The organism is Njordella aestuarii (assembly GCF_056494165.1).
Map to the genome: position 1 here is coordinate 3,067,955 of NZ_CM151397.1, position 16,860 is coordinate 3,084,814.

Sequence of the window (16,860 nt, forward strand, 5' to 3'; positions counted from 1 at the left end):
ATGGTGGTTTTTTGCATTGTTGGAAGTTCCTAAAGATTGAACACCCCATTAACTTCAGCCCAGAATCGTGAAATCTCTGATCAGTCCGGAGCGTCCGAGCGTTCAAGCGCGGAATCCGAATCGCCACGATTAGATAAGGCTCATCTACACACTGGAAGCGATCTCGCAAAAATGCATAGAGATGAAATGCGTTTCGCCTTGGAAGATAAGATGCGTTCGAGCGAATATTACGAGGATGCGCCCAAGAAGCGGGTGGCGATGGCCGCTAGCGGTCGGGCGCGTGTTTCATCCTGTCTGGGCTTTCGTGTGGCGGCGACCGGGAGCTACTTGCCTGAGGAGATCGTTACGAACGAAGACCTCGCTCGCCTGGGCTGCGATAGTGAGTGGATTCATCAACGCACGGGAATTCTTGAACGTCGTAGGGCGGCTGACTCGCAGGCAACCAGCGATCTCGCTTACAATGCTGCGATGGATTGTCTGCAGCGAGCAAAGATCGATCCCCACGAAGTCGATCTCGTCATCGTTGCTACGATTACGCCCGATCATTTTACTCCTTCGACCGCATGTATCTTGCAACATCGTTTGGGATGCATAGCGCCTGCGTTTGATCTGAACGCGGCTTGTTCCGGTTTCGTCTACGCACTCAGCACAGCAGCGCAGTTCGTCGCCAACGGGGCCGCCAGCAACGCGTTAGTCGTAGGCGCTGAAGTGATGAGCCGAACAGTGAACCCAGATGATAAGAAGACATATCCTTTGTTTGGTGACGGGGCTGGAGCGGTTCTGCTGCAACCAGACAAATCGAAAGTGCCAACCGAAGAAATGGGAGGCTTGGTAGCTTACTCGTTGGGATCGGAAGGAATCGGCGGACCACAACTGTTGATACCAGGTGGCGGTTCACGACAACCATTAACGCCTGAGTCCATTTGTGCTGGGCAACAATTCTTGGAAATGGATGGTCGCTCGGTCTTTAAATGGGCTGTGCGAGTCATCCGTGAAAGCTGCCGTGATGTGCTTCAGGCAACAGGGCTTGAAGTTGAACAGATCGCGTCTTGGGTGTTGCACCAGGCGAACATTCGGATCATCGACGCGGCCGTTGAGGAGTTTACGATTCCACCTGATCGCTTGATCATCAATCTCGATCGTTTAGGAAATACGTCGGCGGCTAGTGTTCCGCTGGCGCTCCATGATGCGTATCTCGACGGAAAAATCGAGAGCGACGATCTTGTAATGTTGTGTGGATTTGGAGCGGGACTGACGTGGGGAACAGCGATACTTCGTTGGTAAACTGTCAGAACTGCTCAGGATAACTTGAACGGTGCAGAGTCTTGACTTGATTGCTATAAAGCAGAGTACAAGCTTTACCGTAGAATGAATCTAAATGGCTAAACCGAACGTTGTTGTAATTGGAGCGGGCCCTGGCGGACTTGCAGCGGCGATGCAGTTGGCAAAGGCCGGCGCCTCCGTCACAGTTCTCGAAAAGATGGATCGCGTCGGCGGACGTTCTGCTTCGATCGAGCATGATGGCTATCGTTTTGACACAGGGCCAACGTTTTTTCTCTACCCGCGAGTGCTGCAGGAGATTTTTCGGTCGGTCGGTTATGAGCTTTTCGATGAAGTTCCAATGCACCGCCTTGACCCGCAGTATCGGCTAGTCTTCGGTGCTGGCGGTATTTTGAACTGCACAAGCGTTCTTGATCAGATGGAGAAACAGGTCGCGGAGTTTTCCCCACGCGACGCCGGTGCTTTGACGCGTTACATGCGGGATAACCGCCGCAAGCTTGAAAAGTTCCGTCCCATTTTAGAGTCGCCTTTTGATAGTCCCCTCGATTTGCTTCGACCGTCCCTGATGGGTGCAGCGCCGCTCGTTAAGCCATGGCGTACGCTTGGACAAGAGCTGTGCAGGTATTTCAAAGATCCGCGATTGGTTTTGGCGTTTTCATTCCAATCGAAATATCTTGGCATGTCTCCGTTCAACTGCCCAAGCCTCTTTTCGATCCTCTCGTTCCTCGAGTACGAGTACGGTGTATTTCATCCGTACGGAGGATGCAATCGAGTCAACGAAAAGATGGCTCAGATCGCCACCGATCTAGGAGCGACCATTCGGCTAAATGAGCCGGTCACGAAACTCGAGTTCGAAGGCAAACGCGTCTCCGCCGTGTGCACCGACACTGGCCGTTATGTGACCGATGCGACGGTGATTAACGCCGACTTCTCGAACGCAATGAGCAAGCTTGTTCCTGATTCCATGCGTAGTCGCTGGTCCGATAAAAAGCTCAAGGGCAAGCGTTTCTCATGCAGTACGTTTATGATGTACTTGGGTGTCGAGGGCCAATATCCAGAGATCGCGCATCACACGATTCACATTTCCGCAAACTACGAGCGAAACTTACATCAGATCGAGCGCGATTTCATACTCCCCGATGATCCTTCCATTTATGTGCACAACCCGAGTATCATCGATTCTACCATGGCGCCTCCCGGGCACAGTGCCATTTATGTGTTGGTCCCAGTGCCGCATTTGACGGAGAAGACGAGTTGGGATGAGGTTGAAACCGCGGCGTTTCGCGAGTTGACGCTCAGTCGATTGGAAAAGTTGGGGATGGCGGGCTTGCGCGAACGGATACGCTTTGAGAAGATCGTGACGCCCCGTGACTGGTGCGAAACGTACAATATTTATCGCGGGGCAACGTTCAATTTGGCGCACAACTTAGGGCAAATGCTCCACTTGCGACCTCATAATAAATTTGAAGAATTGGACGATGTATATTTGGTAGGCGGCGGGACGCATCCGGGCAGCGGTTTGCCTGTGATCTACGAATCGTCGCGAATAACTTGCAAAAAATTGCTACCGCGGTTGGGCATATCTTCTGCAACCATGTATGATCCGAAGACTTATGCAGAACCGACCAATGTTTAGTCGTACATTTCGAGAGTTTAATGCTTAACGTCTTACTTGCAAATGATGATGGAATCTACGCTCCAGGCTTGGCGGCGATGGAAAAGAAGCTTCGCGAAATTGCGAACGTCACCGTCGTGGCACCTGCGACGGAGCAAAGCGGAGTGGGGCACTCGATCACTTATCTAACCCCGCTGACTTGCAAGAAAGTCTACGAGGGCGATCGGTTTCGCGGTTGGGCCGTTGACGGCTCGCCCGCCGACTGCGTAAAGCTTGGAATTTGCGAACTGATCGAATCGGAAATCGATTTGGTTGTAAGTGGAATTAACGGCGGATTGAACGCTGGAATCAACGTGTTGTACTCGGGAACCGTTGCAGCAGCCATCGAAGGTGCGTTCTTTCGAAAGCCGAGCATTGCAGTCTCCTTGGAATTTGATCCTCATGCAGATTTCGAAGCCGCAGCGCAAATCGCTGTCGACCTGATCCCGCAATTGTTAGTGGAGAAGGCGGCTCGTGAGCATCTGATAAATATCAATATTCCGATCGCAGCCACTCAGATGTTACGAGATGGCAAGCAGATTGATGTGCACGTAGTTCCGATGGGAATAAGCCGCTACAACGAACGGTATATCAAGCGCCAGGATCCGAAGGGACGCGATTACTATTGGGCGAATAATGACGTTCCACCGCCACCGACGGCGATGGAGACGGACGTAGAAGCGCTCTGGCACGGCGCCGTTACTGTCACGCCGCTGAATTTTAACCTGACTGACTATGAAAGCGTTGAACGCATCCAACAGTTGCCGTTAAATATCAAGCCAACTAAGTCCTAGCGTTCTAGCTGATCAGGCCTTTTATGGTCCATCCGGTAATTTCGTGAAGTTGGTAGAATCTGGGCTGGAGGAAATCAGCCATGCAAGACAAAGAATTGTACCAACACATCCTTGGACTCAACAATCCTTGGTTTGTTCAAGAAGTCGTTCTGGATCAAGTAGCCAAAGAGATTGTCGTTCGAGTAAACCACCCAGATCAAGCAACATTCTCATGCTCGCAGTGTGCTCACACTGGCGCATGCTATGATCATGCCGAAGAGCGACGCTGGCGGCATTTGGATTCGTGTCAATTTAAAACAATCCTTGTGGCACGTGTTCCGCGCGTCCAATGTCCCACGCATGGTATCAAGAATGTCGCGGTGCCTTGGGCAGAAAAGCATAGCCGGTTCACCTTGCTCTTCGAACGTTTGGCAATCGACGTGCTGCGAGCAACGCAAACGGTCAAAGGAGCCATGAACATCTTAGACATTAAATGGGACCAAGCCTGGAACATCCTGCAGCGTGCTGTCGAGCGTGGCCAAGCTCGCAAGCAAGCCAAACCAATCCCGCACGTTGGTATCGACGAAAAAGCTTTTCGCAAAGGTCATAGCTATGTGACCATGCTCTACGATCTGCAAAACAGTACGGTCGAAGCTATAAGTGAAGGGCATGATGTCGAGAGTGCAAAAGCCTGTTTTTCTCAGCTTTCTGAGGATCAAATCGCTTCAGTACAAGCGATCGCTATGGATATGAGCCCGAGCTTTGTGCGAGCCACCAAAGAAACAATTCCCCTTGCTGAAGAGAAGATCGTGCATGATCGATTTCATGTGATGCAGTTAGCGAATAAGGCGGTTGATAAGGTGCGTCGGCAAGAGCATCGCTCGTTGCTGTCGTTGGGAGATGATCGTCTTAGCAAGACAAAATACTTGTGGCTCAAAGGCGAAGAGAGTTTGAGCGAAGCACAAAGCGAAACGTTCGCCTCGATTTATCATGGTACGATGCAAACAGCGAAAGCTTGGTGCTCCAAAGAGATTCTTCGAGGACTTTGGGACCAGTGCGATGCGAGCACAGCGACGCAGTATTTTAACAAGTGGTATCGCAGCGTGATCCATACGAAACTTGAGCCGATGAAGTCCGTAGCCCGGACGATCAAAGAACGCCTGGGCAACGTAGTCAGTTACTGTACGCATCGGATCACGAACGCAGTGGCCGAAGGGATGAACAGTAAGATCATGTCGATCAAAAGGCGAGTAGGCGGGTATCGCAACGTAGAGAACTTCAAGATTGCAGTTTACTTCCACTGCGGCGGATTAGATCTCTACCCACGATAATCCCGGATGGACCCCTTTTATCAGCGAGCCTTCGTTGATGGTCGGTCGTTCTGGCCGGCCCTTATGAAGGTAAGTCAGATTCATATTGTCGATCCCCATTAGGTGGAGGATCGATGCGTGAATATCGCGAACGTGAGCCCGTTGCTCGACCGCCCGTAAGCCAAGTTCGTCTGTCGAGCCTATAGTCTGCCCGCCTTTGACGCCGCCACCTGCCATCCACATGGTGAATCCAGTCGGATTGTGGTCACGACCGTTGCCCTGTTCCGACATCGGAGTTCGGCCAAACTCGCCTCCCCAGATGACGAGCGTTTCGTCGAGCAAGCCGCGTTGCTTGAGATCCTTCAACAAGCCAGCAACCGGCTTATCCATTTGCCGACAGAGCTTGGAATGGTTCGCTTCGATCGCCGAATGCGAATCCCATTTGCTACCAGCACCATGATAGAGTTGGACAAATCGAACACCGCGTTCTGACATTCTTCGACCCAGCAGGCAGAGTTTTCCGAACGGTTCGCATTCTGGATCATTCATGCCATAAAGATCAAGTGTGTCTTGCGTCTCGGTTGCGATATCGACCACGTCAGGCGCTTCAACTTGCATACGAAAGGCGAGTTCGTAGCTTGCGATCCGAGCTTCCAGTTCCGATTGCTCGGGATGATTGTCCGCATATCTTTGGTTTGCTCGATTGATAAAGTCAAGCTTGCTGAGTTGTCGCTCATGACCGACTCCCTCGGGTGCAATAAGATTGGGAATCGTTTCCGAGCCCTCCTGGAAGCGCACTCCTTGATAGAGAGCAGGCATGAACCCCGCTCCCCAGTTTCGGGGACCGTTAACGACGGAAGAGCGATTGTCCTGCATCACAACGAAGGCTGGGAGATTCTGGTTTTCAGTCCCTAGCCCATAGCTAACCCAGCTGCCAAGCGACGGACGTCCGCCAATAATTGAGCACGAGTTCATTTGGCATACGCCCGCGGAATGATTGATCCCTTCGCTCCAACAAGATCGGATTACGGCCAAGTCGTCAACACACTCAGCAATATTCGGGAGCCACTCGGAAACCCATGTGCCGGACTGGCCGTGTTGCTTCCACGTTCGCGGTGATGCGAGGATGGGAGCATGAGCCTCGCCCATTGCCAAGATTACTTTACCAAAGCTCTCGGGAAGCGGCTTACCAGCTAGTTCGTTGATCAATGGCTTTGGATCGAACAAATCGATATGACTCGCCCCGCCCTCCATGAAAAGAAAGATAGCTCGTTTGGCCTTAGGAGCAAGTGTTTGTAAACCTGCAGTAGCAGCTTGATCTTGAGCCGCCAAGCTATTTTCCAACATGGCCGCGAGTGCCAGCGAACCACAGCCCGCTCCACTTCTCAGAAGAAATTCACGTCGTGTTTTAGGAATCGAGATGTGACCAAACATATGATTGCCTATTCGAAGTATAAAAATTCGTTGGTGTTCAAGAGCGCATGGCACAGGTCAATCCAAGCAAGTTCCTCGGCCGTGTTCTCATTTCGCACTGCTGCTGTTGGTAAAATCGAACGATTATTGGGTGACGAATCTGCTAATAACCCAGGATCAGGTTCAAATCGCCAAAAGCCGACTGTTTCAGCCCGAGCGGGTTGTTCAACTAGACCAAGTTCGACTTCTGAGAGCGCTTTGGCAGTAAATTTTATATCGTCGATCAAGCCATCGAACTGGTGCTTCGCATTTCCGCTCAATCCACCAATGGTAAATGGTGATTCGTCTTGAGCAATTGAATGTATCTGATGTGCGACGGTAATGGATTGAATCGGTTCATCGTCGTTGGAAAGGTCTTTCAGATAAAATGTGACACTGCCGTCGATATCTGATGCTGGTTTGAAAGCTGCTGCTGCAAAATATGGCTTGTTCAGCGCAATCTGTTGATCGGAAAACACCGCGGCTTCGGCAAAACTGCCGTCTAGCTTGGTACCATGGATGAGCAAAACAAGTGTTTGAGGTTTTCGCCGTGAGCCTTGGCCGGTGATACCAAACGTCCAGCCAGGTTTTTTATTGTTCCCGGACCATTTTCCCGCTAAAACTCGAACACTCCCTGTGTCGAAAACCGATCGCAGCTGAAAGAAACCTTCAATCGTAAATTCGCTTGCAGCCATCAACGCATCAGGTTGAACAGCCAATGCAGGCGTCTTATCGCTTTCCATGATTGCAACACTGTGCCCATCGCGATAAGGCATTCTGCCCGTGATGTTTTCGGGACGAAGCTCAATCGACTGAGATTTTGAGATCAGGCTAACTTGATTGTTAAGAAACGTAAGTGCAGATTCAGATTCCTCCGAAGTTGGTGGTCTAGTGTAGAGCTTTCTCCAGAGGAAATCGATTCTTGCTGCGGGATCTTTATCATCGGAAAGGGAACCCGCGAGGGCTGACGCATGACGCAACATTTCCGAACTGTTGATCATCAGCAGCGATTGGATAGGAGTGGTTGTTGTGTTCCTAGACGATTCGCTGCTAAAAAACTGAGGTAAGTCAAAGACATCCAGTAATGGATCTCGAGAGTTACGCATAATTCTGGTGTAAACACTTCGTCGCCCCACGTCGCTTTGGACACCTTCGCCGCCAAACTTATTTTCCAACTGCTCTGAAACGAACAGCATGGAGTCGCGAATTTGTTCGGCTGACAAGCGACGAGCTGTGGCACGCCAATAGAACTGATTTTGCGGATCGATTGTCGTGCATCGAGCGTACTCTGGATGGTAAGTCGATTGACGGAAGGTTTTGGATAACACAATTTCACGCACGAGCGACTTCATGCTCCAATCGTTATCGACGAGACTCGATGCAAGATAGTCCAGTAAATCAGGATGCGAAGGAGCACCGCCAAGTCGCCCAAAGTCGCTCGGGTTAACGGCCAAGCCCTGTCCCATCAGTTGTTGCCAGATTCGGTTCGCAATGACGCGCGGCACGAGAGGGTTTTCTCGCGAAGTCAACCAGTGCGCTAGTGCCGTTCTGCGACCAGTAGAACGATCGCTTATGGGATCGTAGCTAGCGTCGGACCCGTCGAGTACGGTCAAAAAACCTGGTTCGATGGACTGGCCGTCCGAATTGGGTATTAAGGTAGGCGGCGCTATGGCGTCCGCATCACACACGGTACTCGCAATTTGGAGCGCAGCCGGCTTTGCCTGCACGCTCTCGGTTAGCTGCTTGCGTAAAGCGAACAAGCGATCTTTTTCTTCGCCCTTAATTTTGTTGTCAATCGTCGTATATTCGTACAGCACCTGTTGATCAATTAGGTACGAGATCTGTTTGTCAAAAGCCGATTTTTCTGCTTCCGGCTGGTGATACAAGGCTTGAATGTCGTCAGGGAATCGACCAATTGCGTAAGCACGCGCCGCTTTTCGAAAGGGTGCTTCGATCGTCGCGATTTCGTCGATAATGGCTGCCTGTTGCTCCTCCCACGCATTGAGTTCGGACTCGTACTTCTGCTGTGACTCTACCGTAGCAAGCGTTTGTTCCCGAGGTAAAATCGGCTCAAAAAAAGCTTGAAGTCGGAAGTAGTCTCGTTGCAAGACCGGATCGTACTTATGGTCATGGCATCGTGCGCACTGATAACCCACACCTAGAAAAACGTCTCCGGTTGTATCTACCAAGTCTTGTAGAATCAAGTTTCGCTGCGTCACGGCGTCGCGGCTGTTGTATTCATATATCCAATGCCGCAAATACCCTGTCGCCGTCTGCGCGTCAAGGTTGTCAGGGAAGAGCTCGTCTCCAGCGATCTGTTCTTGGACAAATCGATCGTAAGGCTTATCTTCATTAAAGGATTTGATCACGTAGTCCCGATAGTGCCACATGTTAGCGCGATAGTGGTCAGCTCTGTAACCGTCGGAGTCAGCGTACCTAACCAGGTCTAGCCAGAAACGAGCCCATTGCTCGCCGAACGCCGATTCCTGCAGCAATCTGTCCACTAAATGCTCGTAAGCATCCGAGCGTTTGTCATTCAGGAACGAGTCGATCTCTTCGATCGACGGCGGAAGGCCATGTAACACGAATTTGAGGCGTCGGAGTTGCTCTAAGCGGGAAGCTTCCGGCGCCGGCGTTAGATCCCGCTGATTCATCTCCTGTTGTACATACCAGTCGACCGGGGAGATCTTTTCGTCCGTGGTTGTAAGCGAAGGTCGTTTAACTTGTTGAAAGGCCCACCACGCGCGATCTTCGTCGGAGATCTCGGCGTCTGATGTGATTCGTAGAGCATGTTCCCCGTCGTTCGGCCACGGCGCCCCCCACGAGATCCACTTTTCAAGCACAGCGATTTTGTCTTGAGGAAGTTGCCCCGTTGGTGGCATCTCGGGCCCTTCGAATCGCACTGCGGCTAGGAGCAAACTTTCTGCATGCCGTTCTAAATCAATTGCGGATCCCGAATCTCCACCTGCCACCAAGGCTTCGCGGGTGTCAAGCCGAAGCTCGCCTTCTTGCTTTTTGCTTCCGTGGCATGAGACGCATTTTTCTGCCAACAGCGGTCGCACGTGCATTTCAAAAAACACATGCTGCTGTTCGATACTGGGAGTTTGATTTGACGCCGTCTCGGATTCAACGTTGTCTAGTGTTTGTGCATAACACAGCGATGAAGAGAACTGGATGAGCGAGAACGTCAATACAAGGACTGCGAAGTTTGCGAATGCGTATTGATAAGGGTTGCGTTCGAACATTTCCCTGAATCCTGACGTTGACGCCCGAGTTACAATTATGCGCGTTAGCTCACTTTTAAAAATTTGACAGAGCAGCGTCAACGCGGACACGTTCGTTTAGCTGAACAGCTTTTCTATCGGGCTACCAGTTGAAATTGGCAGCGGACGTCCAAGTGTATCATGAACTTCGCTGGCAGGGTCGATACCCAAAGCCCAAAAGAGTGTCGCGGCGATATCTTCGGGTCCGACCGGATCGAGAGCCGGGAACGCGCCGCGGTCATCGCTCCGTCCGTAAACTGCGCCGCCGGTAATTCCGCCTCCGGCCATCATGACGGTATAGCAATCGGGCCAATGATTTCGCCCCTTACCATCTCTGTCGCCGATCTGAGGGCCGCGACCGAATTCACCCATCCACAACACAAGCGTGTCATCGAGCAACCCACGCGACTTGAGGTCTTCAATCAGGGTTGGAACAGTCACGTCGGTTTGGGGAAGCAACCGTTCGCGCAAGTCCTTGAAGTTTTCCTGATGCGTATCCCAGCCTTGGCTTCCAGCGCCGCCGATGCCATCCGAAAAATATACGGTGACAAAGCGTGCACCTGCTTCAACCAATCGACGGGCAAGCAAGCACGATTGCCCATACGTCGTGCGGCCGTAAGCATCCCGAAGCATGGGGTCTTCTTGAGATATATCGATTGCATCGCGAAGCCCCGGCGAAGATAGAATTGAAAGCGCTTGCTCTTGAAGTTGATCTAAACCGCGGGCTTCTCTCGATTTTTCAATTAAGCGAGCTTGATTGTCGACCATCTGCAAAAGATCTCGCCGACGTTCTAAGCGAGCCAAATCAATGTTGCTCGGCAATTGCAGTTCAGGCAAGCCGAAATCGATCGCATTCGGATCTGCCTGGAAAAAGTAAGGATCAAAACGTTTTCCTAAGAAGCTCGCGTGCTGGCCAGGCGAAATTGCACCATCGCGCAGAATATGCGGATAGGCAATGAATGAAGGTATATCGCTGCCGTTGTCGTCGATGAATTTGGCTGCGGAAGAACCAAACGCAGGGTACAACTCCAGCGTATCACGCAATCGTATATCATCAGTCGGCGGCCGTTTCCCTGTCAGCGAATAGTAGCAGGCCGGATTGTGGTTTTTCATATCGTGGTGCACCGAACGAATCTGCGCCCACTCGTTCATTTGCCCAGCCCATCGCGGCAAATACTCGCACACCGGCGAGCCTGGAACGGAAGAGGATATCGTTTTAAATTCGCCGCGAATTCCATCAGGCGCTTCGGGCTTCATATCGAACGTGTCGATATGACTCGGCCCACCATATTGATGCAAATAGATAACGCTCTTCGCTTTTGCCCGCGGACGGTTTGAGCCAGCGCCGGGCGATGCCAAAGCCTTGCCGCCCGATAACAGGCCAGCCAGCCCGAAAGCTCCCATCTCCAGAACTGACCGACGATGCAGCATGCTTTGCCGAAACTCTTTACATCCGTTGCTCATAATTCTATTCTCGTGTTTGTTCGTGTTCGTCCTGCGATCGATTGCTTAGCGTAGCATGATGAATTCTTTGCTATTGATAAGCGACCACAAAACATCTTCAATCGCACGACGACGATTCTTCTCTTGTGCGATGTATTCGGTCATTACCTTCAACTCAACTTCGCTCGGGTATCGAGTGAGGGTTCGCAGGTACAACTCTTCGAGGATCTCTTGGTCATTATTCGATTCCGCAAACGTATCGATAATATTGTTATGTTCAACCACTTTTTCGCGCACTTCCACGCCATTTAGAAGTGCAAGCGATTGGCCGAGAGAGACTTGGTTGGTCCGTTCGCATTCACAGTCCAACAATCTGTTAGGCTTGCCAAAAGTAGTCAAGAATCCGGCTTTGCGTGGCACACCTGGCATTTCCATTGCTTTATTTACGACCACGAGTTCATCGTCTTCGCCGCGTCCAGATCGAAAGCGATTTGGCACCGCAGTCGAATCTGCGATGGCGTCTAGGAGTATTTCGGCAGGCATTCGTCGAATGGGATAACCAGCGAAATACGGGGCTGCCGGCAAGCTTTCCGGACCCGCAAAATCTTCCGCACTCTCTCGCGCAAATGTATTGCTGGTCAAGATCAATCGAGCGAGCTGGCGAACAGAATAGTCGCTACGCACAAGTTCATCTGCCAAGAAGTGCAACAAGGGCGGATTGCTAGGCGGATTAGAGTCTCGGAAATCATCGGGCGGATCGACAATACCTCGCCCAAAATATTGATACCAAATTCGATTAGCCATATTCTGATCGAACATAGGGTTGTCTTCGGTCAACCAACCAGCCAACTGCTCAAGAGGTGACTGCGTGTGGACTTCGACGGCAGCGACATTGCTTACGAGGTGAAGCTTGGATTTGAGCGGTGTGGGGCTCACCATTTTAGAAATCCCCGGGTGCATAATCTCGGGTGATCTTTCGGCGAGCGTTATGATCTCATCACCTGTAATGACATGTTTGTCCAAACCATCCTTCGGTTTGTTGTCGATTTGCTGACGTTCAATGGTGGTAAAGTATGCGGCTAGACCGTAGTAGTCGTCTTGACGCCACGAGTCAAACGGATGGTTATGGCATTTCGCACAGGCAATTCTGGCACCTAAAAATACTTGAGCGACTGATTCAGCTGCTGTGGACGGATCTCGGTGCGTTCGATGAAAGGAAGCGGGAGGGTTGTCGTAGGTGCTCCCTACGGAACTTACAAGGTCGCGTACGGTGGCTTGTAGCGAACGATCGGTTGCAGTCTGATCGCGTAGCCAATTGTGCAACTTTTGGGCGCCGACCGCACTCATTACCTTGTCTTCATTCCGCAGCAAGTCGCTCCATCGCATCGCCCACATTAAATCGAAACCTGGATCAGCTAATAGACGTTCGATCAACAAGTCCCGCTTGTCGGAGCGCGTATCTGAAAGGTAATCTCGAGCTTCGCTTGAAGTGGGCAGTCGTCCGATAGTTACGAGGAACGCGCGACGAACAAACGCAGAATCACTCGCCAACGGCTTGGCAGTTAAATGTAGTTGCGTAAGTTGTTGATCAATCAATGTGTCAATTGGATTGGCTGCCACGAGCTGTTCCGCTGCTGGTGCCTCGCTTGCTCCCAGGAAAGTAACCCGCGCGGCTGCTCTACCATTCAGGTACGAAACATTAAATGAGACATCAATCGGTTTCTCGACAGTGATAATGCCGTCGTCGTTTACCTCGACGCCACTAGGAATACTTGGCTCGATCCTGGCCCAACGCGTTACATCGCGGAATGAACCGTCAGAAAAAGAAGCGATGACGATTAATCGAGAGTTCCGGTTTGGATAAGCGACACGAATGTCCTTCGGAAATACTTCGAGAGTTTCCAAGCTTGCTGAATCAGTCCACTTAGCGCCTTTTTCGATCCAGCGCAACATGGTTGTGAACTCGAGGGAGTCGACTTCAAATCGTTGTCCGCCTTGATGAGCGATCTGGTTCGTAGCCTTCTTGAGTAGCAGGCTCGACGTAGGCTCGAACACATCGATTCGGCGTCCGCCGTACTCGTTGGTAATACGATCGAAATCAAAGCGTGCGTCGTCGCCGCGGAGGCTCATGCGGAAGCCGCCTTTACCATGCAGATTCCCATGACAAGCGCCTAGGTTGCAACCTGCTTTGCCAAGCGTTGCACACACCTCGCGGTCGAACGAGGTTTCCATGTCCGACGTCGTTTCTAGTGGTAACGCCAGTCGCACTTCCCGCGACTCCTGACGGACTAAGAACTGAATGTTTGTGTTGCCGACTTGTTTAGCGACGATTGTGCCATTCGCAGCGGCTTGAGCAAGTGAATCTTTTTCAATTGAGGCGACAACTGCTTCGCTGGTTGTTATGTCTACCAGAGAGCCATCGCTCTGTCGCTGAAAAACCGCGTACCTCGCCGGATAGTCGGCCGTTGCCAATAGCTGGGGCGGCACAACCAGGAATTCCTCATTCCCGCAGCGCGAACAATCGTCAGCAGACTCTGCCCGTCCAGAGAAAGCAAAGAAGAAAGTCAGCAGTGCAGCACAACACATGCGAAGGCAAGAGCCGAGCCTATGATTATGCGCTCTGCATACTGCACTTGGGACGCGGGTTCTTTCCGTAGAGTCCGTACATGGATTTGGCATAGCATTTTTCAACATAAGCAACGCCGATGACTGCGGCACGCTACGAACATATCGCAGGATGTTTGTAGGTCGCAGATTTTGTTGGTAGGATAGTGGGGCGGGAGACGAGTCTACAATTCTAGTTATTGCATTCGTCATTCGCTAAGTATACCCCACCCCTAGCCGGCTTCGCAACAAGTTGCCCCTCTAATTTGCTGGTATCAGCAATATTTGAACTTCAAGTTGCCCTACCTTTTGCCAAATCATGATAACCTTCTGCGACACTCTCCGAATTGTCCTGACGCGCGCGATGCAATCGAACGCCCGTCCCTCCCGGCTTAGACTTCGATTGATCGGTAGAACTCTTAGAACAAACGTTCTATCGTCAGTCCTTCGAGCATTCGGAATAACTTTGTTAAGTGTTTTCCTGGTTGGGGCGGCCATGGCCGAGGAGACAGCTTCTGAAGTTACCGACGGCCAACCGCAGGCAACGCTTCGGTTTTCAGCTGATGTCGCGCCAATCATGGTGCAACATTGCATAGAGTGTCATGGAGGTTCGCAGGCGGAGGGCGGATACTCGCTTGATACGTTTGCGGGACTGAAGACGCCGGGCGATAGTGGCCTAGCACCAATTACCTCCCAAGATCCGCAGCAGAGTGAACTATTTCGCCGTCTCACGACGCATGATGAATCGGAACTCATGCCCGAAGGCGGCCCGCGGCTGGACGAATCAAAAATCGTTTCCATACGAACATGGATCGAGCAAGGAGCCTTGTGCGATCATGCGGAATCGGAACCGATCATCGACTTTGCCGTCGAGCCCATGAGCCATGTCGCGATCCCTGAACATTATCCACGACCGCTACCGATTTCGTCCCTCGCGTTGTCAGGCGATGGAAGCAAAGTTTATACTTCTGGTTACGGCGAAATACTAATTTGGAACGCTGTCGAAGGCAGCCTCTCAAAACGCCTCCCAGTCCATGGAACGCGGATCAGCGACCTAGATCTCTCCACCAATCAAGAGTGGCTCGTGTGCGCGTCTGGAAATCCTGGACTACGCGGCACGGTAGAAGCTTTTCAGCTTAACAAAGAGAATGACCAGTGGGCACCAAAGTGGACAATTAAGACCAAAGATCTTCCCATCGATATTGCAATTAGCCCGAACAATGAGTCAATCCTGATTGGCTTATCGACGGGCGCCGTTCAAGTCGTACGCTGTGAGTCAGGCGAAGAAGCGTACACCGTGAACTCGCATGCGGCCGCTATAACTTCACTGGCGTGGTCGGCAGATTCCGAGAAATTCTATTCTTCGTCAAGGGATCGCATGGCGAAAGTTTATCGAGGTTCCGACGGCGTTGTCACAGCAAGTTTTACGGAGCACGAGCGCGTTGTCGGTGGGATCGTACCTGCATCGCAAGGCGCGGTGACTTACGAAGAAACGGGGCGCTTGCGCAATTGGTGGACTGACTCAGTCAACACGCACGCAAACGCTCGGAACGATAGCGTCGAACCGCGAGTCGCAAAAATGGTGGGTGATTCCAAATACTTTTTGGTGCCAGCAATAGGTGCCGTGCGACAGTTCTCGGAGTTTTCTGAAGAGGTCGACGATGGCACCGACGACGAAGGCAAGCCGAAGAAGAAGTGGCGAAATAGTTTTAAGGAAGCGGAAAAGATCAAGCTGCCTGTCGGTCAATTGCCCTTGAGTCTAGCAATGGTAGGCTCGGATGACGGAGTACTAATCGGCGCAGGGCTAAGTGATGGAACAGTCATGGTTTGGAGGAAATCCGATCCAAATACGCCTGTATCGCACTTTCTAGCAATGCCTTAAGGAAACCGCGCATCTAATCCGAAGTTTGAGCCATGCTGAGTACGACCTTGCCTTTGTCAACGCCGTTCTCAAGTACTCGGTGAGCTTGGGCCGCTTGTTCAAGGGGAAGCGTTTGATCTATCACAACGCGCAGCTTTTTCTCTTCGTAGAGTCTGACAAGCAGACGAAGTACGGCGGCATCTGGACGGGCCAGCATAGCTCGGCCCTTTTTAGGGAGCGCAAGCGTTAAAAGCGATGTTGCGATACTCTTAAGCGATGGTTCAGTCGATACATAAACGCCCTGGGCGGAGAGCACCTTACGCGAAGCTTGATAGGAGCTCTTCCCGGCGACATCAAACACGATGTCCCATTTTCGGTGCATGTCTTCAAAGCTTTGCTTGTGATAATCAATAAACTCGTTTGCGCCCAAATCGCGGACGTATTGCTCTTTGCTGCCGCTAGCAACAGCGGTTACGTGAGCGCCAAAGCTGCACGCTATCTGAACGGCGAAAGTACCGACACCGCCGCTAGCACCATTGATGAGTACGCGTGAGCCTGGCTTGATTTTGCCTATCTCTCGCAGGCACTGTACCGCTGTTGTTGCAGCCAGCGGAATCGCGGCAGCTTCCGCGAAAGACATACTGTCGGGAATCTTGGCCACGACTTTGGGGCTGCACACGGCGAATTCTGCGTAGCCGCCACCGTAGATGCTATCCAAGTACGCCATGACACGATCTCCGGGCCGGAACTCATTGGGCGCGGGCGAAGATACGACTTCACCCGCGATATCGAACCCTGGGATTCGGGGAAATCCGCCAATCAACAAGTGCCGCATTTCGCCCTTGCGGACCCGGTAGTCAATCGGGTTGATACTAGCGTGACTGACGCGTATCAACAATTGTCGGTCGTTGGGAGTCGGCGTGTTTACGTGGGTCGGCGTCAGTACCGAGGCATCTCCGTAGTCTTTATAGACCACGGCACGCATGGTGACAGGAATGTGATTTTGCCGGAGAGGACTTTCCGAACGAGATTCATTCGGCTGGAATTCTTGTGCTTCGGATGGTTGTAACATTGGGGGCCTTTTCGTTCTGTTATGGCAAGCAGCGTGTAGTCTGATGCAATACCCGTGGACTCTTTCTCGGGCCATGGACGCACTTGATTGTGCACGACTCAGGTGCGTGCGTTCTAGCTGCGAACGGTTCTATTCATGCTAAAGCAA

The 16,860-nt window shown here is 51.7% G+C and carries 10 protein-coding genes; 5 read left to right on the forward strand and 5 right to left on the reverse strand.

What is annotated here, in order from left to right; all coding sequences use genetic code 11:
• Positions 1-171: 171 nt before the first annotated feature.
• The 4 genes from SH451x_RS12040 to SH451x_RS12055 all read left to right on the forward strand — a co-directional run bounded on the left by SH451x_RS12040 (position 172) and on the right by SH451x_RS12055 (position 5,039).
• Entirely contained in the window at positions 172-1,284 is a 1,113-nt protein-coding gene (locus SH451x_RS12040; protein WP_479362702.1) for a beta-ketoacyl-ACP synthase III, read from the forward strand.
• A gap of 94 nt (positions 1,285-1,378) precedes the next feature.
• A complete protein-coding gene (gene crtI / locus SH451x_RS12045) occupies positions 1,379-2,917 on the forward strand; it encodes a phytoene desaturase family protein (protein WP_479362703.1) in 1,539 nt (512 codons plus the stop codon).
• 20 nt (positions 2,918-2,937) lie between these two features.
• Positions 2,938-3,729, forward strand: a complete 792-nt coding sequence (gene surE / locus SH451x_RS12050; RefSeq protein WP_479362704.1) for a 5'/3'-nucleotidase SurE — start codon at positions 2,938-2,940, stop codon at positions 3,727-3,729.
• Between the two features lie 80 nt (positions 3,730-3,809).
• Positions 3,810-5,039 (forward strand): ISL3 family transposase, encoded by a 1,230-nt coding sequence (locus tag SH451x_RS12055; RefSeq protein ID WP_479360537.1) that lies wholly within the window; start codon positions 3,810-3,812, stop codon positions 5,037-5,039.
• Here the strand turns inward: SH451x_RS12055 and SH451x_RS12060 are convergent.
• From SH451x_RS12060 to SH451x_RS12075, 4 genes are all read right to left on the reverse strand, one after another.
• A complete protein-coding gene (locus SH451x_RS12060; protein WP_479362705.1) occupies positions 5,019-6,452 on the reverse strand; it encodes a DUF1501 domain-containing protein in 1,434 nt (477 codons plus the stop codon). The genes SH451x_RS12055 and SH451x_RS12060 overlap by 21 nt on opposite strands.
• An 8-nt stretch (positions 6,453-6,460) precedes the next feature.
• A complete protein-coding gene (locus SH451x_RS12065; protein WP_479362706.1) occupies positions 6,461-9,715 on the reverse strand; it encodes a DUF1553 domain-containing protein in 3,255 nt (1,084 codons plus the stop codon).
• Positions 9,716-9,811: 96 nt separating this feature from the next.
• Positions 9,812-11,197 (reverse strand): DUF1501 domain-containing protein, encoded by a 1,386-nt coding sequence (locus SH451x_RS12070; protein ID WP_479362707.1) that lies wholly within the window; start codon positions 11,195-11,197, stop codon positions 9,812-9,814.
• 45 nt (positions 11,198-11,242) lie between these two features.
• Positions 11,243-13,663 carry a DUF1553 domain-containing protein gene (locus tag SH451x_RS12075; RefSeq protein ID WP_479362708.1) on the reverse strand — a complete coding sequence of 807 codons (2,421 nt, stop codon included), beginning with the start codon at positions 13,661-13,663 and terminating at the stop codon, positions 11,243-11,245.
• 583 nt (positions 13,664-14,246) lie between these two features.
• Here SH451x_RS12075 and SH451x_RS12080 point away from each other — a divergent pair.
• Positions 14,247-15,662: a c-type cytochrome domain-containing protein gene (locus tag SH451x_RS12080; RefSeq protein ID WP_479362709.1), complete on the forward strand. Its 1,416-nt coding sequence runs from the start codon at positions 14,247-14,249 to the stop codon at positions 15,660-15,662.
• Positions 15,663-15,675: 13 nt separating this feature from the next.
• Here SH451x_RS12080 and SH451x_RS12085 read toward each other — a convergent pair whose 3' ends face one another.
• Positions 15,676-16,713: an NAD(P)-dependent alcohol dehydrogenase gene (locus tag SH451x_RS12085; RefSeq protein WP_479362710.1), complete on the reverse strand. Its 1,038-nt coding sequence runs from the start codon at positions 16,711-16,713 to the stop codon at positions 15,676-15,678.
• Positions 16,714-16,860: the final 147 nt, after the last annotated feature.